The organism is Paenibacillus sp. FSL H3-0333 (assembly GCF_038002805.1).
Lineage (GTDB): Bacteria > Bacillota > Bacilli > Paenibacillales > Paenibacillaceae > Paenibacillus_AQ > Paenibacillus_AQ silagei.
On sequence record NZ_JBBODG010000001.1, the window covers coordinates 2,068,349 to 2,090,241 of the forward strand.

Here is a 21,893-nt window from a genome sequence, read left to right on the forward strand (position 1 = left end):
ACTGCGGGTTATTCATGCTGCCGTTATGGAGCAGGCGGGCGGGTCACTCCCGCCTCCGCTCAGGAATCACAAAGGATACTGTAGTGCCAACTTCGGGCTGGCTGCGGATGACGAGACCTTCGCCGTAGAGCTGGGTCAGGCGGCGATTGGTGTTCAGCAGGCCGATGCCGCGGTGGGCCCGGAAGGTGTCGTCGAGCAGACGGGCCACCTGTTCCCCGCTCATGCCCTTGCCGTTGTCCTCCACTTCGAAGGAGGTGTATCCCTTCTGGCGGTGAATGCGGACCTGGAGCTTGCCTCCGGCTTTGCGGCTCAGCAGGCCGTGTCTGACGGCGTTCTCCACCAGCGGCTGTAGGGTGAGCGGAGGAAGCAGCAGCTCGATGCCGGGATCAACCTCCCATTCGATCTGCAGACGTTCCTCGAAGCGCGCCTTCTCAATGAAGAGATAGGATTCTACCAGCTCCAGCTCATGGGAGAGTCCAACGAGCTGCTGCGAATTCATATAATCGAAGCTGATGCGCAGGTAGGAGGAGAAGGCTTCTCCGAGATCGCGCATCTTCGGCTGGTCGAATTCACTCAGCGCCATCAGCGCGTTCAGCGTGTTGAACAGGAAGTGCGGCTGAATCTGTGCCTGCAGGTAAGCTGCCTCCATCCGCAGGCTCTGGTTGATAGACTGCTTCAGTCCGGTCAGCGAGCGGACCCGGTACTTCAGCTCCAGCGCGTCCACCGGCTTGGCGACATAATCGTTGGCCCCGGCCAGGAAGCCGGTATAGATGTCCGCTGGCTGGTTGCGGGCGGTGAGCAGCAGGATCGGCAGCTCCGAGAGGGAGAAGCGCTGCCGGACGATCCGGGTTAATTCATATCCGGACATATACGGCATCATCACATCGGCGATCAGCAGATCCCACGGTTCGGTGCCAAGCAGCTCCAAGGCTTCCCCGGCGCTGGTGGCGGTGACCAATTGATAATGCTCTGCCGAGAGCATGCTGGAGAGCACCTTCAGATTGACCGGATCATCATCGACAGCCAGGATCAGAGACTTGGCCGACTGAGAGGCGTCCTGTATCTGCGGCGGAGCCGTTAACTCTATAGGGACTGTGAGATTGATGATATCCGCCTGCTGTAATAACAGCCGGCCTTCCTCAAGCAGCAATCCCTTTAGATCCGGGTGGTCCGGCTGCCTTGCGGCGGCTGGCTCCTGATCCGTCATCTCCCGGGCCACGGCAGAGGAAGCCAGCGGAAGGGTGAAGGTGAACACCGAGCCTTTACCCGGCTCTGAATCAACCGTGAGGTCTCCTCCGTGCAGCTCGGTCAGCTGCTTGCTGATGCTTAAGCCGAGACCGATGCCGCCGCCGTCTATGATGCCTTTGCTGCCTTGCTCATACGGCGAGAAGATCCGCGCCTGCGTCTCCTTGTCGATCCCTGCTCCGGTATCAGCTACGCTGATCCATGCAAGCTTGCCGTCGGCTGCAGCAGATACGGTGACCGTTCCGGCCTGCGTGTACTTGATGGCATTGTGCAGCAGGTTATAGAGGATCTGTACAATCCGCTTCTCATCCCCCCAGACCGGCGGCAATGAAGCGGGAAGCTCATTACGCAGCTGGAGCCGTTTGCCTTCAATCATGAATTCGAACATTCCCAGCACGCCTGAGACCAGTGAACTCATGGCCAGCGGCTCCCGCTGGAGAATAATCCGCTTCTCCTGCAGACGGGTCACATCGAGCAGATCGTTAAGCATTAGGGACATTCTGCGGCTGATCGTAATGAGCAGCTCCAGATCCTTAGAGCTTTGTTCGTCCAGCGAAGCTTGCTCCTTGGAGGCTACGGTCTGGGCAATGCTGATGATGCCGTGCAGCGGTGTCCGCAGCTCATGGGAGGTATTCGCCAGGAACTGGTCTTTCTTCTGGTCGCTCTCCTTGAGCTGCTGGTTGAGCAGGCGGTTCTCCTCTGCATTGCGGAAGTACCGCTTGAACCAGTAGGAGGAGAAGCCGATAATGGCGGCAATGACATCTATAGGATAATACAGGATACTGCCTTTGGCATTCGATTCCATGGCCCCGCTAATGACGCTGGAGCCGATGGCGGCGGCGGCAAACAGCAGGAAGAAGGAATCCTGTTCCTGCCGCATGACCATCCGTCCGATAGAATAGATTACCCCGACTACTGGAAGCAGGTAGAGGACGGAGAAGAAGGGTCTGGCATAGACCACGTAATGTGCCGGTAAGATCAGAACATAGGCGGTATAGAGCAGCAGAACCAGCAGATAGATTTTGAACAGCCAGCCAGGACGTTCGTAGGTAGAGAAGCTGCGCGTCAGCAGCAGCATGAACAGCGATAGCGCAGGATAAGCCAGCAGTTTGAGCTTCAGCGCCCATGTATAGTTAATAGGGAACCAGAGCAGCAGGATCGTATCGTTATCGGCTACAATGGTAGTTGCTACTGCCAGCAGCAGGAGGAAGAAGAGCAGGAATGACCGCTGTCGCCGGTTAAAAAAGAATAAAATCCCCGCATACAGCGCATGCAGCAGCATGATCACGAAGGTAACCAGCTGGAAGCCGATCGAATACATCCGTTCAGTATCCACGGCTGCCTTGGAGCCGAACCGGATCGACCGGACAATCCCGCCCTCCAGCGGATGGTCGTAGTTGGCGGCCCGGACAAGGAGGACAATCTCCTGCCTTCCCGGCTCGTCGTAGGCTGCGGTGTAAGAGACCGCCTTAGGGATATAGTCCCCGCTGCTTACGGCCAGCTTCCCGAAGCTGGTCTCTCTCTGCTCGTTAATATCGATGCTGGAGGTGGCCTGAATCCGCTGAATCCAGAAGCCGTAAGGCTCATTCTGTGACGGATCTATAAGGATACGCAGCTTGTATGTGCCATAGCCCAGAGAGGATTGCTCCCCTTCCGGGAAGCCGCTGCTCCAGTCACCTGGAACCTTGACGAAATGGGGGGCGGCCGCAGCCTGTCCGGCGGAATCCTCATAGCCGAGGAACTGGCCGGGATAGAACTCCCATTCTCCATCCAGCTGAATGGACGGAGAATGCTCGAAGTCCCAGCCCCGCATATCCAGTACCCCTTGCTGTGCCTCGGGATGCTCAGACGCTGTATTGGCATTGAACCACAGATAGCGCAGACTGATCAGAATGGTTAGATAGAGAAGCAGCAAGAGAGCCTGCTTCGGGTTGAATCTGGCTTTGGCCTTCATTAGGTGTGTACTCATCGAGGTTGTCTTCATCATACGGTTTCAATTCGACATCTGTGATCCTTATCCTGCTTACCCCCAGATGCCAATTAGCAGAATTCCGCAGAAAATGACGACCGAGCATATCATCCGCCGCACGCCCTGACGCTCCTTCAAGAGAAGCACACCTAGGAGAGTAGCAAATATGGTGCCGATCTCTCTCAGCGGGCTGATATGGGCGAGCGGTGCCTGCTGAAGTGCGAACAGGAACAGCAGATAGGAGCCCGGATTCAGCACGCTGCCCAGCAGAATGGTGAACTTGTTGCGGCGCCACTCTTCAAGCAGCTTCCGCGATCTCAGGACCGCAGGGGTCAGTCCGGCAACGAAGCCGATATTGGTCACCTCAAGCAGCGCGAGCGGAGACATATGCTGAAGGTTCAGCTTATCGACGAATACGTAGCAGGTGGTGCATAATCCTACGCAGAGGGCCATGAGTATCGGTGTATAGTAGCCTAAGGGGGTGCCGGGGTCGGAGGAAGCCGGGAGTCTTCTTCTTGCGCCGATTCCGCTGAGGACAGCGAAGCCGCCTAGCATGCAGCAGATCCCGATCCAGCCGTAGACAGACAAGGATTCCTTCAGGAAAATAACGCCGATCAGCGGAATAAGCAGCGTGCTTGTCCCCCGCATCACCGGGTAGATCTGGGACAGGTCGCCCATCTCATAGGTTATGGATAACAGCCAGGAATATAAGGCCTGCAGCGCCACAGACAGCAGCAGCAGGGCGTAAGCACCGGCGGCCAGCGGCTGTGTCCACAGCTCGATAAGCAGGACCGGGAGCAGCAGCACCGTGGAGACCATCATGATCGACCACAGGAAGATACTTTTATTCAGGCTTCTTTTGGTGAACATGCTCCACACCGCGTGGCACATTCCGGAAGCCAGCACCAAAAGAATTGGCAGCAGCATGGATAGTCAACCCCTCAGGAAGTAGTTAGTGTTGTGAATCGGCAGCAGAGAGAGGCGTATGGGCAGGCTGTTCAGTGCACCGGGAGCCGTCTGCCAGCCGGAGCCAGGTGTCGAAGGACGGATGGTCCTGCTCTAGACGGATGATGCGCGCGCCCCGCTTGAGGTTGTCGTGCCCGTAGGTATTATAGCCGGTTGCCCGGCCATAGCTGAGGCGGATGCCATGCAGCGTACCGGTGAAATCATTGATATGGTCATGTCCGCAAAAGGTGCCCGCCACATCGCCCATCTCTACGAGCGTAGCGAATAACCCTGAATTCAGAACCGGAGCACAGACCCGTTCATACTTATGTCCATAGCAGACCTGGGTGTTCCACATCTCGTCATATTCGGGCAGCGGGATATGGAAGAACGCCAGTGCAGGCCGCTTCGCCTGATCTTCTCCGGGATTCAGCCGCGCAGATTGCTCTGCCAGCCAATCCATCTGGTTACGCCGGACCCAGCTATACCCGGGAATCTGCTCCAGCGGAGAGTAGGCACCCGTATCGAGCATATAGAGGATGGCTCCCGCATGATTGCCCGAGCCTTCAATCTCCAGGACGTAATTGCTTGAACCGGCAAGCTCCGCCGGACCAGCCTCAGCCAGACAGTGCGGAGACTCCTGCGCAATCTCCATCAGCTCGCTGTAGGTCACTCCGTTCTCCGTGTCATGGTTGCCGAATACGAATGCCCAAGGCACACCGGAATTCACTACAGCAGCCACTGCATCGCGGAAGGCCTGCTGGGGGTCCTGGCAAGGAAGCTCGCCTTCACGGACTGGCCCCGTATAGATCGTATCTCCTGTGAAAATAACCAGGTCCGGCTGCTCCGCATTCAGCACCAGCTCCATCAGCTCCCGGGTCTGCTGATCCTCTGCTCTTCCATCCATCCAGTGGAGGTCGGTGAACTGTGCAATGGTGAAGGTGCCGTCTGGCCGAAATGATAATTTACTGTTCATGCGGGAAATCCCCTCTCTTGTCAATCCGATTATGGGTTAAGCGGTAAGGCGTGTGGTGATGTAATAGTGCGTGTTTGTTGATTCAATGTGTTGTTGATTCGTGTTTCTTTATGTTGTTTCATGTTGATTTTAGGCTCGGATGGTTATTCTGTCAAGCTTCATTTCGTGCTGGTTGTATTCTCTGCAATAGAATTAGCACGAGATTAGGCAAAAGCTCATTCTGCTGTAGTTCATACATTAGATTTCACTAATATAGCTTCAAAACCTCCTCTTAGCAGAATTCTAGTGTACAAAGTGCAGCAGAGGCCATTTTTCGGACGATTTTGGAGTAATCTGCTGTATGAAGTACAATGTGTGCTAGACCTACATAGCTACCAAGGATATTTCTGTGGTAGGGGTCTCGCATTGACAAGTGGAATTCAGATTCATATACTGGTGAAAACAACATCAATAAACTAGAAACAACATTTTGACTAGAGATACCCAACATACATTTGAGTTTACTAAGTAGTACCTTATCGTATTTTAAAATAGTGGAGCAGACGCAATACCCCTTCAAATTGCAATTAGAATAAAAAGTGGACGCCACGTTAAGAGACACTGGATAATAGGCTTAACGAAGGAAGGTGTCCAATGTGGGGGAACGACGGCAACGATACAATGAAGAATTCAAGAAGCAGACGGTGAAATATGTGCAGGAGCAGACCAAGAGTATTGGGGATATCTGTGAGGAGCTGAATATCCCCAAGAGTACGATTCACCAATGGATCTCTCAGTACCGCCAATTCGACCAGGAGGCCATTCACCACCCGGAGAAAATGCGTCAGATCGAACAGACGCTTAAGGATGCCGAAGCGGAGAATCACCGCAAAGAACGTGAAATCGAGGACCTGAAAGAAGAGCTGGCCATTCTAAAAAAGGCGCTGCACATCTTCAGCAAAGAAAAGAACTAAGGTTCCAGTTTATCGAAGATCACCGCTCGGATTTTCGATTGGAGAAGATGTGCAAGGTCCTCAAGGTATCCCGAAGCGGGTACTACAAATGGCGTACGGCAGAGCAGCCGGTACGACTCGAGCGAAAAGAGAAGCTGATTCAGCGTATTCGGTGGTATCACCAGGATTCAGGGGGCACCTACGGCAGCCCAAGGATTCATCGGGAACTCCAAAGGGAGGGCTGGAAGGTCTCCGAGCGTACCGTCGGCCTCTTCATGCGCGAGCAAGGGATACGTTCGTGTATGGCCCGTAAATACCGGGTCACGACCACGGACTCGAATCACGATCTGCCGATTGCGCCCAATGAACTCCAGCAAGACTTTTCGGCCACAAGGCCAAATGAAAAATGGGTGGCCGATATTACGTACATTCCGTGTCGTCAAGGCAAACTCTATTTGGCGAGTATTCTGGACCTGTATACGAAACAGATTGTCGGGTGGAAGCTCAGTGACCGGATGACCACGGATCTGGTTCTAGGCGCCCTCCAGCAGGCCTACAAGGCGAAAAAGCCTGGGAAGGACCTGATACACCACTCCGACCGAGGATCTCAGTATGCCTCCAAGGACTACCGGAAACAGCTCCAAACCTATCGCATGAAAGCGAGTATGAGCCGCAGGGGCAACTGCTACGATAATGCTTGTATAGAAGCGTTCCACAGCATTCTGAAGCGCGAGTTGATCTACAGTCATCCGAAGTTTAAAACCAAGGAAGAGGCCTACCAAAAGCTATACTGGTATTTGGAGTTGTTTTACAACCGCAAGCGTTCCAACAGTACTCTGGGATACATGTCGCCAGTGCGTTTTGAGCAACTTTACTACCAGACAGTCGTTTAATTGGCGTCCACTTTATTGACAGAAGAGCAAATTACATCTTTTTTCCAAGCGGGCCTTGTTCTTCAGGGGCGTTTGGCTTAGCGTACCGGACTGAGGTGCTCTTATTTGGGAAGAAAGTCGCCAATTGGGCGAGTAACGGACTCCACAGGCCTTATCCTTTGCACTTCAACTCCGAAACGTCTCATAGAGAGACTATAAGGTCCACTGGGTCCGTTAAGCCGCAAAAAGTGGCGTTTTCGCGGGGATAAGATCTCTCCGGTCCGTTAGATTTTGGGTTTTATTCTGATGCTCTACTAGTTCGCGCAAGCAGAATGTATGTTGTTTTTCGCATACATTGGTCCTGGTTACTTTCGCGCAAGCAGAATGTATGTTGTTTTTCGCATACATAGGGCCGGTTTACCTTCGTGCAGCAGCCGTCACCGGATTTCTCCCGCAAGAAGTGGCTGAATCAAGGGAATCTGGGACAACAGCGGCTGGAGGGGCAACTATTCTCTGGTGTCACGGCCAATCCCATCATAGAAAAAATAAAAGTACAATCTATATAAAATCCACAACGATAGGAGGAAGCAAGGATGTCGCTGACCTATGAAGAACGCAAGCACACGATTCTGTCCCAGCTGGACCTTGAGGGCAAGGTACAGGTGCATTTTCTCGCGGAGCGGTTCGGGGTGACGACGGAGACGATCCGGCGCGATCTCGACCGGCTGGAGAAGGAAGGGCGGCTGCGCAAGGTGTACGGGGGAGCGGTGCGAATCCGCTCGGAGAATCATGAGCCTACGTTCATGAAGCGCGCCCAGATGCATCTGCCGGGCAAGCAAGCCATCGGCAGGCTGGCAGCTTCACTTATTCAAGATGGCGAGACGGTCATCCTCGACAACGGGACAACGACCCTTGAGATTATGCGAGCGCTTAAGGACCGTACACAGGTGACGGTGATTACGAACTCTGTTCCCGTGCTGAATTGTGCGCTGGAGCAGTTTGCGGGGAGGGTTATTTTTGCCGGGGGTGAGGTGAATGCAGGGTATCAGGCGGCAGTAGGGGGCACCGCGCATGATCTGCTGGGGCAGTTCAAGGTAAATAAGGCGTTCATCTCTGCCGGAGGGATCTCGCTCTCGGAGGGGATCACCGACTACCACCTGGAGGAAGCCCTCATCTCCCGCAAAATGATGGAGCGGGCCGAGGAATCCATTCTGGTCGCGGATCATTCCAAATTCGGCATCACTACCTTTGCCCAGATCGCTCCGCTCGAGCATATCTCCATGGTGCTGACGGACAGCGGCTGCTCTGCGGAATGGAAGGATACCTTTGCCCGGCTGGATATCGAGCTGCTGACCGGGGTGTAACGCAGAGCTATGCAATATAAATAGCGCCAATCCTTACACTTATGAAGTGTAGGATTGGCGCTATTTGTTATGTCTATGGGTAGGGTCAGCCGATCCAGATCCGCTGCGTGCTATGGTCGCTGGAGCTTGCGCCGAGCATAATATCGAAGTCTCCAGGCTCGAACACGAGCTGATCATCCTGGCCATAGAACATGAGCATGTCTCTGGTGATCTCGAAGGACACCGTCTGCTTCTCATGCGGGGCCAGGGTAATCTGCTTGAAGCCCTTCAGCTCTTTGCCGGGACGGACCACACTTGCGGTAACATCGCGGATATAGAGCTGAACGGTCTCCTTGCCGGTAACCTCCGAGGTGTTCTCCACCTGGATGGAGGCAAGCACCTTGCCGTCTGCCGCAGCTTCTACCGTAAAGCCGCTGTAGGCAAACGTAGAATAGCTCAGGCCGTAGCCGAAGCAGAACAGCGGATCATTCGGAATATCCAGATAGCGGGTTACATAACGCACATTTGGATACTGGGGATCATAAGGGCGTCCCGTCTGATAAGCGTTATAGTACACCGGAATCTGTCCCACGGAGTAAGGGAAGCTCATGGAGAGGCGTCCGGACGGGTTATAATCGCCGAACAGCACATCTGCAATGGAATTTCCCGACTCGGTGCCGAGGAACCAGGCCTGTACCAGCGCGTCACTTGATTCAAGCACTGGCGCAAGCTCCAGCGGGCGGCCGCTGAACACAATGGTGACCACCGGCTTGCCGGTTGCCTTGAGGCGGTGGATCAGCTTCTCCTGATTGGCGGACAGCCGCAGGCTGGCCTTGCTTCCGCCTTCCCCGGTATCCTGCTGATTCTCGCCGACTGCGGCCAGAATGACATCGCAGTCCTTCAACTGCTCGTAAGCCGCTTCAGAAGCATCCTCCACATCGAATACACCCTCCAGCATGCTTCCCAGCTCGCCGGTCATGGCTGTGAGCAGGTCCGCTGCCGGGATTTTGCCCGTGATGCCCGTGTATAGGGAGACCGCAGGGTCTTTCTCGGTACCGGCCCAGCCGCCAAGAACATTGATTGAGGTTGCGAAGGGACCGGCGAGGCCGATCTTCATGCCTCGCTTAAGCGGCAGGACTCCGCCTTCGTTCTTCAGCAGAACGATCGAGCGGGCGCCCATCTCGCGTGCCGCCTGAAGGTGCTCAGGACTTGGCTTATCTGCTTCATCAGCTGCAGGGTCGGCATCCTTGAACGGATTGTCGAACAAGCCTAGGGCGTCCTTAAGCTCCAGTACCCGGGTAACCGCTTCGTCGATCAGACGGAGGTCGAGCAGCCCTTCCTCAATCAGTGTAGCAGCGTGGTTCAGATAGTGGGTGGACATCATCTCGATATCCAGTCCCGCTACCAGGCTCTTCAGGGCAGCTTCACGTCCGTCTTGCGCTGCGCCGTGGGGCACCAGCTCGTTCACGGAGTTGAAATCGGCGATGGTTACGCCATCGAAGCCCCATTCCTCGCGGAGAATACCGCGCAGGAGCTTGCTGTTGCCGCTGGACGGAATGCGGTCAATGGTATTGAACGCAGCCATCACCATAGCGACACCGGCATCTACTGCCGCCTTGTAGGCTGGCAGATAGAACTCGCGGAGCACGCCGGTGGACATGTCCACCGTGTTATATTCACGGCCGCCTTCAGGCGCGCCGTAGCCGGCGAAATGCTTCACGCAGGCAGCGATCCGCCCCGGCTCCTTCAGATCCTTGCCCTGGTAGCCCCGGACCATGCTCTCAGTCACCCGGGCGTTCAGGTAAGGGTCCTCACCGGAGGTCTCCATGACCCGGCCCCAGCGCGGATCACGCACGAGGTCGGTCATCGGAGAGAAGGTGAGGTGAATGCCGGCGGCAGCGCTCTCCCGCGCTGCTACCTCAGCGAACTGCTCACAGGCATCAAGATCGAAAGAACAGCCCATGGCGAGCGGAATCGGCAGAATGGTCCGGTAGCCGTGAATGACATCGGCCATGAAGATCAGCGGGATCTTCAAACGGCTGGATTCCAGATGCCGGGTCTGCAGCTCAATGACATTTCGTGCGCCGATTCCGTTCAGAACGCTTCCGATGCTTTTGATCACCTGCGGCTCGATATTAAGCTCTTTGAATGGACCCGTCAAATCCACGGTATCATCCAGACCCCAATAGTATGGACCAAGCTGGGTAAGCTGGGCTAACTTCTCGTCTAGTGTCATATCGTTCACGAGATCCTGGATAAACGGTTTAGTCATGGCTAACTCCTTCGTAAGCGTACTGAAAGTTATTGTGTTACATAGATATGCAGCTCATCGCCGGGCAGGCTCAGCAGGTGATTCTTGGCAATGCTTACCGCGCCCGGGCGGTATGGATTCGGTAGTACCTGACCGGTAACAGCAACGCCTGCTGCCTGCACTTCCGGGGTGCGGGCCTCACCTGCGCTGAAGTGATAGACGAAGGTCATCTTCTTGCCGAAGCACTCATAAGTGAAGCGCAGCCCGTCAAGAGTTGCCGGGAGTACCGGGTCAATGACCAGTTCTTCTTCACTGAAGCGGATACCCAGAACTGCCGAGATAAGCTGATTCAGGTAGATCCCGGGACCGCTGGAATACAGGCGCCAGCCGCCCTTAACCTCTACGCTGCCGTCACGCAGCTGGTCGAAGTTCTCCTGATAGCTGTAGCGGTCAGGGAAGTCGCCGTCCGAGCTGCTGAAGTACATGTTGCTCTGGCGCAGCTGGGCATTCGGCACGCTCTGCCGGATATTGATCGGGTTGATCTGGAACAGGCCGTCCCAGGCACGCTTCGCTTCGCCCAGCTTGGCGGAAGCTTCAATATAGCGGATATGGGCATGTACATATTGCAGGCTGATCTCACGGCCGACGCTGGCTGCTTGCTCCGCACGGCGGAAGATGGTGCTTACGCCGCCTTCATAGCGGGCAGGACGGTCCATCAGGCGCACTCCATCCGGGCAGTTCAGATGCTCGTCGATCAGGTGCAGGTTCTCTGCCGCCTGCTCCGGAGTAACCAGCTCCGCAATAATACTGCGGGTCATCGGCAATAACCGGTAATGAATGCCGGTCTCTGTATCCAGCGGGTGAAGCATATAATCAATGCTGCCGTCCTCCTGGAAGTAAGCGAAGCCGGCAATGACTCCATCCTTGATCAGGAGGGTGCGGAACGATTCCTTCATCTCTTCGGCCATAGCAGACAGGCTGGCGGAGAATTCAGGATCGGCAGAAGTCACCTGAGACAGATTGCGGATCACCTGGAAGGCGAGCGCTACCGTCCATGCACTTACCAGCTTGGTCTTCAGTGCTTCATTCGCAGGTTGAAGGGTATCATCCCAGTCGCCGCCTGCATAATTGATCAGGGCTGTGCCCGGCACGAAGCGTTCACGGATGGTCTCTACCGCAGCCTTGACATGCGCAAGGACTGTTTCGGTCTGCTGGCTTGGCTGAGCATCCGCCAGATGGTGATAACCGATTTCTTCCTGGAGAATCGAGTAGTCTCCGGTAGCCATGATGTAATCGCTGATGCATTTCAGCGGCCAGAGCACCACATCGCCATGCCATTCATGGGCCTGGACCGGATGCTGGTCGAACATGAACCATTGCGGCCATTCCTTGCTCTCCCACAGTTGATGCGAGTAGATCTTCAGCAGAACATTGCGGGCCAGCTCATAGTGCTGGGTCATCAGGAAGTATTCCATTGGTCCCTGGCAGACATCGCGTGTACCCCAGGCTGCTCCGCCCGGCTGTTCAAGGCCGTGCGGCATGAGGAAGTGGGTCATCGCATTATGGGTGTACCACCATGCCGTCTCGTTCAGGATATCAATCCGGGACTGCTCTGTGCCATCCAGCTCAAGCTGGAAGCCGGAAGTGAACGAAGCATAGAATTCGTTATACTGTGCCTGCTCCTTCTCCAGTGTGTAAGGGGCCGTCAGCGGAAGAGCCTCTGCTGCTGTAAGTCTGCCCTGAATCACAAGCTGGAAGCCGGAGGACTGCGTTACCGACAAGGTGAGCAGAGTGCCGTTACGCGGCTGTTTGTCGGCAAAGAACATCCGGTCATCGCTGTACGTATATGCGGTTCCCGGCAACTGGATATCGAAATGCAGGCCCGGATAAGGAAGCTTCTGGAGGGACGCTTCATCAGGAAGCAGACGCAGGATGCCGTCCTTCTCTTCCACCCGTACCGGGTGCCGGAATTCATGCTCGCCCATAACCAGCTGGTTCGTGATCAGATAATCATAGGATTTGCCCAGCTTCGACTGTACCTGAAGCGCGACATCCGGCTGGCCTGCTGCTGCGATCGAAGTAACGGTCAGTACATCGTCTTCCAGCTGATAATGCCATTTCGCAAAATTCACGCCCATCTCGTAAGCCGCCGGCAGTGTAAGAATCCGGTAGACCCCGTCCATGCGGACATAGATCCGCTGACCGCTGTTCCGCTGGATATTCAGCAGGCCGCGCGGCGTGGAGAGCCCTTTATGGAAAGAGGTATTCCCCACCACAGTCTGACCGTTGAAAATACCGTACATATAGTTAGTGGAGGAGATCAGGTTGTTGTCTACCTGCTTGTCGCCCAGCAGGGAGGTGATAATATGGCCATGCGGACGTTCCACCAGCAGCTCCTTAGGCTGCAGAACCACATGGACATGCCCGTCTGTGAAGAAAGAGAGCAGCTGGCCGTTCTCCATCTCTTCAAGCTTCCGGTTAGGGAAGGCAGCATCAATCTCGGCCTGTGACCACTGTGGGGAGACATAAGGCTTGCCGATGTCGTCACTCAGCACAGGAACATCCCGGCTTGGCACGGCTTCCTTGCTGCTCCAGTCGATCTCTGCATAAGCTGCCTGCAGCTCAGCCTGGAATTCAAGCCCGGTTACAGCAGCCGGATGATTCGGACGGAACAGGCCATAGAAGGCGAATTCAACTGGAGCCGACAGGACCATAGTCTCGGTCTGGAGTGCGGTATAAGCCAGCTCGTATTGATAATTACGGTTCTGCAGATTGCCGTTCAGCGCCTCCGGCACATAGCTTCCTTTATAGGAAATGCCGAAGAATTGCATACCATCGGTGGAATAGCCTACAGCCCGTGAACCGACTACACCCTGCTGGAGATACGGGAAGTCCGTTCCCTGCGGCTGGTTCTGGCGCGAGCATACGGCGTAGCCCTGCGGGCCTTCCCAGATGCTGTGATCCAGATATTGGCTCATATACAGCTCATTAGCGAGAATGCCGCCTTTGTCTGCAATGCCCACATCCTGGCCATACACTACATCTACAGTCTCACCGTTGCCGGAGAGCTGGAGCTGCCAGAACCAGATGCCGTCCTTGGCCGGTGCGAAGGTAACGCGGTAGCTGATTGCTTCTATAGAACCTTCAAAAATCAGTTTGTCATCGGTACGGGACAGCGTGGAGCCCGACTTAATACCCAGCAGCGGATAGCTCTGGATTCCTTGCTCCGTATATACGCGCAGATAGATATTATTGGAAGAGCCGTCTGCCGGATTACCCTGGAACAGATTAATAAGAGTGGAGCCCTGCGTGAATTCAAAAATATCTCCTGTAGGCAGGAATGTATACGACAGGTCATCCCGGGTTAAGGTAATCATGTTCATTTGTTGTTTGAATATCATATCGAGCCTCGCTTTCCAGTGCTTAAGTTAGGACATGAAATCGATCAGAACGGGGGAATTCATCATCAGATGTCACAAAAAAGGGCTGACATGTCCATGTAAAGAATAAATAGAAACGTTTCCATAGGCGATACATTTCGAGTTTAGACTTTTGACTGAAAAAAGTCAATTATCTATAAAAAAAACGCCTTTTCATCTATTATGAACAGCAAAATGTAATTTTATTACTTGTTATTTAAAAATAAAAAATGTTTGACAGCGTATACAAGGAAGGAGTATGCTCTGAGCAAGGGGAAACACAAAGAAATAATGGAAACGTTTCTATATGGTCGAAAAGGGTTAATTAGTTGCAGTAGAATGCTTAATTAGTTGCAGTGGAATGCAATGTTTAATTTGGAGGTGGGTTCATTGGCAAGATTTGTACAATCGGGCGGAAATGTTGTCCGGGAATTAGTGAAGAACAAAGTGCTGTATCTCATGCTGCTGCCTGTCATTGTGTATTTTGCTGTGTTTCATTATGCGGTAATGCCTGGCGCGTACGTTGCATTCGTAGATTACAAGCTCAACAAAGGGATCTTTGGCAGTGACTTTATCGGACTCAAGAATTTTGAGTTCCTGATTCAGAACGGAGACCTCTGGAATATCACCAAGAATACTTTGCTCTACAATCTGGTGTTCCTTGCACTGGGTAACATCATCCAGATTGTATTTGCCATCATGCTGTCGGAGATTGCGGGCAAGTGGTTCAAGAAGATCTCCCAGTCGGTTATTCTGCTTCCGAATTTCATCTCGATGGTTATCGTCGGCGTGTTCGCGTATAACCTGTTCAATTTCAACTCCGGGTTTATCAATACGATGCTTACCAGTACGGGCTTAGACAAGATTGAGTTCTACTCCGACGCTGGAATCTGGAAATACATCATTGTAGCGTTCAAGATCTGGGCAAGTACCGGTTACGGTATGATTGTCTATCTGGCAGCCGTTACGGGAATTAACCATGATCTCTATGAAGCAGCTTATATGGACGGCGCCACTACCTGGCAGCGTATCCGTTATATGACCCTGCCGATTCTGAAGCCAACCTTCATTCTGCTCCTCCTGTTCGGTATGGGCGGAATTCTCAAAGGCTCATTCGACCTCTTCTACAATTTGATTGGAACAAACTCCGTGCTGTATCCGCAGACGGATATTATAGATACTTATGTCTTCAGGTCGCTCGTGGGACAATTTAACTTCTCCATGGGTGCTGCTGTTGGCTTCTACCAATCCTTATTCGGTCTGGTTCTGGTGCTTGTCGTTAACTTTATTGTGCGCAAGGTTGAACCGGACAGCGCGTTGTTCTAAGACAAGATAAGAAACAGGGGTGTTAATATGGCAAGTAATACTATTAAACAGGATTCAGGCAGCATTTTCATTAAGGTGATCAGCTACATTTGCATCTCCGTATTTGCCCTGTTCTGTGTGTTTCCTTTTGCGCTGATGATTTCATCCTCCTTCATGAATGAGCAGGAGATTATCCGCGAGGGGTACAAGCTGATTCCGAATGAGATTTCTTTCAAGGCCTATGAATTGTTGCTCAGTAACTCCTCCAAGCTGGTGGATGCTTATCAGGTAACGATCTTTATCACAGTCGTCGGTACGGTGCTCGGGCTGTTCATGATGTCCATGGCCGGATTTGTCCTGAACCGCAAGGATTTCAAATACCGTAACTTCTTCTCCTTCCTGATCTATTTCACCACCTTGTTCAGCGGAGGATTGATTCCGACTTACATTCTGATGGTTAAGCATCTGCACCTCAAGGACAATCTGTTCGCCATGATCCTGCCGGCGGTGGTAGGGGCGTGGTCGATCTTCCTGATGCGTAACTTCATGAAGGCGATCCCGGATTCCCTGTATGAATCAGCGACGATTGACGGCGCAGGCGATTTCCGCATCTACTGGCGGATCTTCATGCCGCTGGCGGTTCCGTCACTGGCAACGATCGGACTGTTCTCGGCACTGGGCTTCTGGAATGAGTGGTACAACGGAATGCTGTACATGGACACTCAGAGCAAGTTCCCGCTCCAGTACTTCCTGCAGCGCATGATCAACCAGGCGAATATGGGCAGTCTCATCAACTCGGGGGCGGTCATTAATACAGCCGATCTGCCGACCCAATCGATCAAAATGGCTACAGCCGTGCTGGCCACAGGCCCGATCATTCTCCTGTATCCATTCATTCAGCGTTACTTCGTAACCGGTCTTACGGTCGGTGCTGTCAAGGGTTAATGGACGCCTGCTTATTGTAGGGTGTTTGTTATAGATGCAAAAACCATAATATAGAAAAGAAAAGGGAGGCTTACCGAATGAAAGGTAAAAAGATTGCTTCTTCTCTAGCCGCTGTCCTCATGCTTACTGGAGTGCTATCCGCTTGTTCGTCAAGCAATAATGCAAATGGTGGAAATACAGGCTCATCGAACACTCCATCCACTTCCACTAATTCCGGAGGCGTAGACACTTCTAAGGAAGCGAAGCTGACGTACTACCTGTGGGGCAGTGAGGGAGTTACCAATAAAGACATTCTGGCTGAGATTAACAAGAAGCTTAAGGCCGATCTGAATACTACGCTTGAAATCAAATATATTGACTGGGGTGACGTAGCGACCAAGTATCCGCTGCTGTTCGCTTCCGGCGAATCGTTCGATCTGTCGCATGCTTCTCCGGGTGCTCCTGTGTCCTACTACACCCTGGCTACTGAAGGCGCGCTGACTGACATTACCGACATGCTGGACAAGGTAGCGCCTAAGCTGAAAGCGGAGATTCCAGAATCCTCCTGGCAGAACACGAAGGTGGATGGCAAAATCTACGGCGTACCGAGTCTGTTCAGCGAATATACGCCTGCCGGTTATGCTTATCGTACCGATCTGCTGAAGAAATACGGTATGACTGAAATTAAGACAATCGATGATATGGTTAAATACATGGATAATGTGGTTGCCAATGAATCCTTCCCACCAATTAACGGTAAGGCTGAGGATGCACAGAACATGTACAGAATGCTCGTAGATACTACAGGCATGTGGCTGAACGCACCTGGTATCTCGCTTAATGAATTGAACCTGGTCACTAAGAGCCCAGAGGATTACAAGACTGTATTCCATCCGGCCTTCACTCAGGAATTCGAGGATTGGGCTGTGAAAATGCGTGAGTGGGGCGACAAGGGCTACTGGGGCAAAGACGTTCTGTCCGCTTCCCTCGGCAGCAAAGACAACTTCAGAGCCGCGAACTCTGCGGGTTATCTGACTCATGCCCAGGACTGGATCGGGCAGTATGGCGGAGATATCAAGGCGCTGCCTAATTCTCCTACAGCCTTCTATACTTTTGCTGAAGCCAACAAGAAAATCAAACGTAAGATGGGTGTAGACAACTCGACAGTCATCAGTGCGAACTCCTCTAACCCAGAGCGTTCTCTGATGGTTATTGAGAAATTCATGACGGATGAAAGCTACTACAACCTGATGCAGTACGGTATTGAAGGCAAGCACTACGTTATTGAAGATGGTGTCAAGAAACAGCCCGCAGGCTTCAATGAAAAAACAGACGGCGGCGGCTTCTCGGCTTGGTCGCTCAGAAACGACAAGTTCGTGATTCCTAGTGATACTGAGAATCCGGTCCGTAAAGACCTGTTCGCTGCATGGGATAAAGAAGCGATCGATGATCCGTACAACGGCTTCAGCTTCGACCCGGCTAATGTAACTACCGAAATTGCTTCAATCTCGAACGTGAATGCACAGCTTGGTATTCAGCTCATGCTGGGTAAAACAAATAAAGATCCAAAAACGGCTGTAGCAGAATACCGCGATCAGCTGAAAAAAGCAGGAGTTGACAAGGTCATTGCCGAAGTAGAGAAACAATTGGCAGAATTTACACCTGTTAACTAAAAGAATGTATAGGTTACAGGGGAGCTATATTTTATAGCTCCCTTACCTATAAATGGGGGAGTAGAGTGGACGTAAACATTAAGGATATCGCGAGGATATCCGGTGTCGGCATCTCAACAGTATCCAGAGTCATTAATAATAAGGGGCTGGTGAGCGATGCCACCCGGGAGAAGGTTCTGAGTGTCGTCAAGGAATATAACTATATTCCCAATTCCAATGCCCGAAATCTGAAAACAACCCAATCCAAAAATATTGCACTTATGGTTAAAGGGATTACTAACCCGTTTTTCTCCATTATGATTAAGGAGATTGAACGTCAGGTCAATCTGCGCGGCTATCCGTTTCTCATCCATCAGGTAGAGGACGGCACCGATGAGATCAACGCTGCCATTCAGCTGGTGAAGGAGAAGAATCTTAGCGGAATCATTTTCATGGGCGGTACCTATAATCACTCCGAAGAGAAATTCAAGCAGTTAACGGTTCCATTCGTACTCACGACCATCACTACCTCACAGGAAGTGGACCCGTCCATCTTCTCAAGCGTAACGATCGATGAATCCAAGGAAGCTTATAAGGCAACCTCATATTTAATTTCGCTTGGACATCGAAACATCGGCTTTCTCGCCAAATCTCCTTTACTGGAAGACACCACAGGCAGCCGCCGCCTTCTTGGCTACAAGATGGCGCTGGAAGAACATAACATACCTTATCATTCGGGATTCGTAGAGGATTGTGAATACAGTCCAAGCTCGGGCTTCAACGCTGCACGCAGACTGCTGAACCGCGACAGAACCGTAACTGCTATCTTTGCGGCCTCCGATACGATTGCGATCGGTGCGGCCAAAGCTGTGCTTACCGCAGGCTTATCTATCCCCGATGATATTTCGATCATCGGCTTCGACGGTATTGAGATGGCCGAATACTATCATCCTGCGCTGGATACGATCAGCCAGCCTGGCACCGAAATGGCACTGTCCAGTGTGGGCGTGCTGTTCGACCTGATTACCAAACATTCCTCCCATCAGCATATTGTCTATGATGCGGTATTGCTCAAGCGTGGCTCTTGCAAGATGATTAAGGGCCGGTAACAGCAGGGCGTTGACTATAAAACTAACTGGAGTTGACAAAATCATGCAAGATTCACTAAGAATAGGGACGCTTGTACGCGGCGGCGAAGCCGTCCAGGTCATTCCGCAGATTGTGGAGCATGGCTTCGAATCCTTTCAACTGAATTTCTGGCAGACGGTTGGCGATACCGATCTGGTGGAGACGGCGGCACGGATTCGGGAGCTGGCTGCTGAACATCACTTCGTGATCTCATCTGTCGGGATCTATGGTAATCCGCTTGGCGGCGGGCCGGAGGCTGAGACGGAGGCCACCTTGGCGGGCTGGGAGCAGCTGATTGAGCACGCTCACTTGTTCGGGACGGACATTATTGGCGGCTTCACCGGACGGCTGCCCGGCTCGTCGATTGACGAATCGCTTCCGAGATTCGCCGAGGTGTTCGGCGAATTGTCGAAGCGGGCGGCAGATAAGGGTCTGCGGATTGCTTTTGAGAACTGTGCGATGGGCGGGAGCTGGCAGAAGGGTGACTGGAATATCGCCCATAACCCTACAGCTTGGGAGAAAATGTTCAACGCCGTTACGGCAGACAATCTCGGGCTGGAATGGGAGCCTGCCCATCAGCTCACCGCGCTGATTGATCCGATCCCGCAGCTGCGCAAATGGGTGGATAAGATCTTCCATGTCCATGGCAAGGATGTGACGATTGCCTGGGACATAGTCAAGGAGTACGGAATTCATGGTCCGAAGCCTTATGTGTGGGACCGGACGCCGGGCTTCGGGGATACGAACTGGACGGATATTATCACCATTCTCCGGCAGAGCGGCTATCAGGGCACGATTGATATTGAAGGCTGGCATGATCCGGTCTACCGGGACGAGCTGGAGATGACAGGCCAGGTCCATGCGTTGAATTACCTGAAGCATTGCCGGGGCGGCAGTATGATACCCAATCCGGTTGTATGAGTATACAAGAAAGACCTCATGATTCACATCTGCGGATGTGGCCTTGAGGTCTTTTTGGTTGTGGTTATGTGATTAGATGAATCGTTTGATGGTCCAATAGGGGACGGTGAAGGTCCCTTTATTCGTTTCAATATGCAGTGCATTTGCGGAATGATCGATTTGGCATACTCCGGTGTACGTTTCTCCGCTGATCAAATGCACGCGCTGGCATAGATTGGAGAGAAGTGCATGCTGAATATCCTGTTTAATCATAGCGTTCACTTCCTCCTTGAATGCAGTATGCTTGTAAATCTCTGTACTTATTATTAAACACGAATAGGAGATTTTAACAGCAAAAATGGTTACAGTTTTGTACCATTTCTTATTTACATTCGGATAGATTTTCGGATAGATTATTATAATGTGAATCAGAAGCTCTGGTTACAATATTCATATGCCTTCGGAGTGGCATTCTGTGGAGAGGGTATATATATGTAGGAGGTGTTACCGATGAATAGAACGACCAGATTACAGCAGATAACCGTAACTCTTCTTACCGCAGGTCTGCTTACCCTGTCAGGCTGGGGAGCGGCGGCTTTCCCGGTTCAGGCGGCGGCAGCTTCGGCCGCGGCACCGGCTTGCGGGACTGGAGATCACGGACTGCTTCAGGATTTGCAAAAGGCACATAGCGGAGCTGACAGCATTCCGCTTACCTTCTCGGATGTGGAGTTTCTGAACGCGAATATCGGGCGCGCAGCCGGGAACGGCTTCCTGATTGGAACCTCGGACGGCGGCTGCCATTTCCAAAAGATCTATGAAGGACAGTGGAGCTTCCAGCAGATTGATTTCCCGGATAATGTTCACGGCTGGGCGCTTGCCGCTGTTAAGGACGGACAGGCTAAATATCTGTTAAGAACGGCAGACGGCGGCTCTACCTGGACAAGGCTGTCGAACCAGGCAGTAACCTTTGAACGGATAGAGTTCTTGGACAGCAGCCAGGGCTTCGGCTACAACCGCGCATCTACATATTATACGAAGGATGGCGGAGAGAGCTGGAGTCTGATCAAGACGCCTGCCAACACACGCGGTGCGGAATTCACCAGCCGGAATAACGGCTGGGCTGTGGTAGTTGTTCCGGGGAGCGGCTATCGGGTAATGAAGACAACTAATGGCGGAGCAGCCTGGAAGCAGGTACTTAGCGCCTCCACCCCTGAGGCGAATTATGGACAGATCTACGCCAAGGGCAGTCAGGTGTATGCGCTGCTGTACGGCGGGGCCGGCATGTCGCAGACCTCTTATTCCCTCTACGGCAGCTCTAACTCCGGCGGCAGCTGGACCCGGGTGATTGCCCAGGAGACCGCAGGCGGCGGTCCGGCTCCGGGCAGCGGCGCAGCCGTAGCGAAGAAGGGCCCTGCTTCGGGTACCCCCGGCAATATGGTGCTGATCGGCAAGACAACGGCTTTCCTGACAGGTTACCAGCCGGCGGCGGAAGAAGTGGGCGTTGGGTTTACCAAGAACAACGGCCGGAGCTGGAAGAATCAGAAGGCGGTTCCCGGATTCGGGGGAATCATCTCGTTCACCGATCATAATCAAGGCTGGCTTGCAGTGAGAGACCTGAACAGCTCGACACTTTATGTAACGAAGGATGCAGGTGCTACCTGGACAGCCAAGTTTTCTTTTGAGACGGCAGGGCGGTAGGTTATCCGTAAGATAATGGCGAATGACGCAGGAAAGAATGAATGACGAAGATGAATGACAAAAGACAAATGACGAAGGTCAAAGGCAAAGACAAAGACGGGTCTTCTCCCTATGGGGGCGGGCCCGTCTTGCTTGTTGTAATAGGAGCAATCGGCCCACGCGCCGCTCGCCGTCCCGTTGTAATCGGTTTTTCGATTACATTCGGCCCACGCGCCGCTCGCCGTCCCATTGTAATCGGTTTTTCGATTACATTCGGTCTACGCGCCGCTGGCCGTCCCGTTGTAATCGGTTTTTCGATTACATTTGGCCCACGTGCCGCTCCTCGTCCCGTTGT

15 protein-coding genes are annotated in these 21,893 nt (G+C 52.9%); 9 read left to right on the forward strand and 6 right to left on the reverse strand.

Going from position 1 to position 21,893, the window contains the following annotated elements:
• Nucleotides 1-43: 43 nt before the first annotated feature.
• Genes MHH78_RS09255 through MHH78_RS09265 form a run of 3 tightly spaced genes read right to left on the reverse strand, consistent with a single transcriptional unit; the run spans nucleotide 44 to nucleotide 5,135 of the window.
• Nucleotides 44-3,214, reverse strand: a complete 3,171-nt coding sequence (locus tag MHH78_RS09255; protein ID WP_341167221.1) for a hybrid sensor histidine kinase/response regulator — start codon at nucleotides 3,212-3,214, stop codon at nucleotides 44-46.
• A 54-nt stretch (nucleotides 3,215-3,268) separates the two neighbouring features.
• Nucleotides 3,269-4,141, reverse strand: a complete 873-nt coding sequence (locus MHH78_RS09260) for a DMT family transporter (RefSeq protein ID WP_341167222.1) — start codon at nucleotides 4,139-4,141, stop codon at nucleotides 3,269-3,271.
• 25 nt (nucleotides 4,142-4,166) lie between these two features.
• Nucleotides 4,167-5,135, reverse strand: coding sequence for a metallophosphoesterase family protein (locus MHH78_RS09265; protein ID WP_341167223.1), 969 nt, complete (start codon nucleotides 5,133-5,135; stop codon nucleotides 4,167-4,169).
• A 635-nt stretch (nucleotides 5,136-5,770) separates the two neighbouring features.
• Between MHH78_RS09265 and MHH78_RS09270 the strand changes: the two genes are divergently transcribed.
• From MHH78_RS09270 to MHH78_RS09280, 3 genes are all read left to right on the forward strand, one after another.
• Nucleotides 5,771-6,088 carry a transposase gene (locus tag MHH78_RS09270; protein WP_076086950.1) on the forward strand — a complete coding sequence of 106 codons (318 nt, stop codon included), beginning with the start codon at nucleotides 5,771-5,773 and terminating at the stop codon, nucleotides 6,086-6,088.
• Nucleotides 6,089-6,099: 11 nt separating this feature from the next.
• On the forward strand, nucleotides 6,100-6,960 hold the full coding sequence (locus MHH78_RS09275; RefSeq protein ID WP_340827831.1) for an IS3 family transposase: 861 nt from the start codon (nucleotides 6,100-6,102) through the stop codon (nucleotides 6,958-6,960).
• A 572-nt stretch (nucleotides 6,961-7,532) separates the two neighbouring features.
• Nucleotides 7,533-8,303, forward strand: a complete 771-nt coding sequence (locus tag MHH78_RS09280) for a DeoR/GlpR family DNA-binding transcription regulator (RefSeq protein WP_341167224.1) — start codon at nucleotides 7,533-7,535, stop codon at nucleotides 8,301-8,303.
• Between the two features lie 85 nt (nucleotides 8,304-8,388).
• Here MHH78_RS09280 and bglX read toward each other — a convergent pair whose 3' ends face one another.
• Entirely contained in the window at nucleotides 8,389-10,554 is a 2,166-nt protein-coding gene (gene bglX / locus MHH78_RS09285) for a beta-glucosidase BglX (protein WP_341167225.1), read from the reverse strand.
• A 29-nt stretch (nucleotides 10,555-10,583) separates the two neighbouring features.
• Complete coding sequence (locus MHH78_RS09290) at nucleotides 10,584-13,934, reverse strand: GH36-type glycosyl hydrolase domain-containing protein (protein WP_341167226.1); 3,351 nt, start codon at nucleotides 13,932-13,934, stop codon at nucleotides 10,584-10,586.
• Between the two features lie 408 nt (nucleotides 13,935-14,342).
• On the opposite strand from MHH78_RS09290, the gene MHH78_RS09295 reads away from it, so the two are divergent.
• The 5 genes from MHH78_RS09295 to MHH78_RS09315 all read left to right on the forward strand — a co-directional run bounded on the left by MHH78_RS09295 (nucleotide 14,343) and on the right by MHH78_RS09315 (nucleotide 19,882).
• Nucleotides 14,343-15,278 carry an ABC transporter permease gene (locus MHH78_RS09295; RefSeq protein WP_340950604.1) on the forward strand — a complete coding sequence of 312 codons (936 nt, stop codon included), beginning with the start codon at nucleotides 14,343-14,345 and terminating at the stop codon, nucleotides 15,276-15,278.
• A gap of 27 nt (nucleotides 15,279-15,305) precedes the next feature.
• On the forward strand, nucleotides 15,306-16,202 hold the full coding sequence (locus MHH78_RS09300) for a carbohydrate ABC transporter permease (protein ID WP_341167227.1): 897 nt from the start codon (nucleotides 15,306-15,308) through the stop codon (nucleotides 16,200-16,202).
• A gap of 77 nt (nucleotides 16,203-16,279) precedes the next feature.
• Nucleotides 16,280-17,854, forward strand: a complete 1,575-nt coding sequence (locus MHH78_RS09305; RefSeq protein WP_341167228.1) for a DUF3502 domain-containing protein — start codon at nucleotides 16,280-16,282, stop codon at nucleotides 17,852-17,854.
• 65 nt (nucleotides 17,855-17,919) lie between these two features.
• Complete coding sequence (locus MHH78_RS09310; protein ID WP_076079409.1) at nucleotides 17,920-18,942, forward strand: LacI family DNA-binding transcriptional regulator; 1,023 nt, start codon at nucleotides 17,920-17,922, stop codon at nucleotides 18,940-18,942.
• Between the two features lie 43 nt (nucleotides 18,943-18,985).
• On the forward strand, nucleotides 18,986-19,882 hold the full coding sequence (locus MHH78_RS09315) for a sugar phosphate isomerase/epimerase family protein (protein ID WP_341167229.1): 897 nt from the start codon (nucleotides 18,986-18,988) through the stop codon (nucleotides 19,880-19,882).
• 72 nt (nucleotides 19,883-19,954) lie between these two features.
• Here MHH78_RS09315 and MHH78_RS09320 read toward each other — a convergent pair whose 3' ends face one another.
• Nucleotides 19,955-20,134 carry a hypothetical protein gene (locus tag MHH78_RS09320; RefSeq protein ID WP_341167230.1) on the reverse strand — a complete coding sequence of 60 codons (180 nt, stop codon included), beginning with the start codon at nucleotides 20,132-20,134 and terminating at the stop codon, nucleotides 19,955-19,957.
• 237 nt (nucleotides 20,135-20,371) lie between these two features.
• Here MHH78_RS09320 and MHH78_RS09325 point away from each other — a divergent pair, with 237 nt between their 5' ends.
• A complete protein-coding gene (locus tag MHH78_RS09325; protein ID WP_341167231.1) occupies nucleotides 20,372-21,559 on the forward strand; it encodes a hypothetical protein in 1,188 nt (395 codons plus the stop codon).
• Nucleotides 21,560-21,893 lie beyond the last annotated feature (334 nt).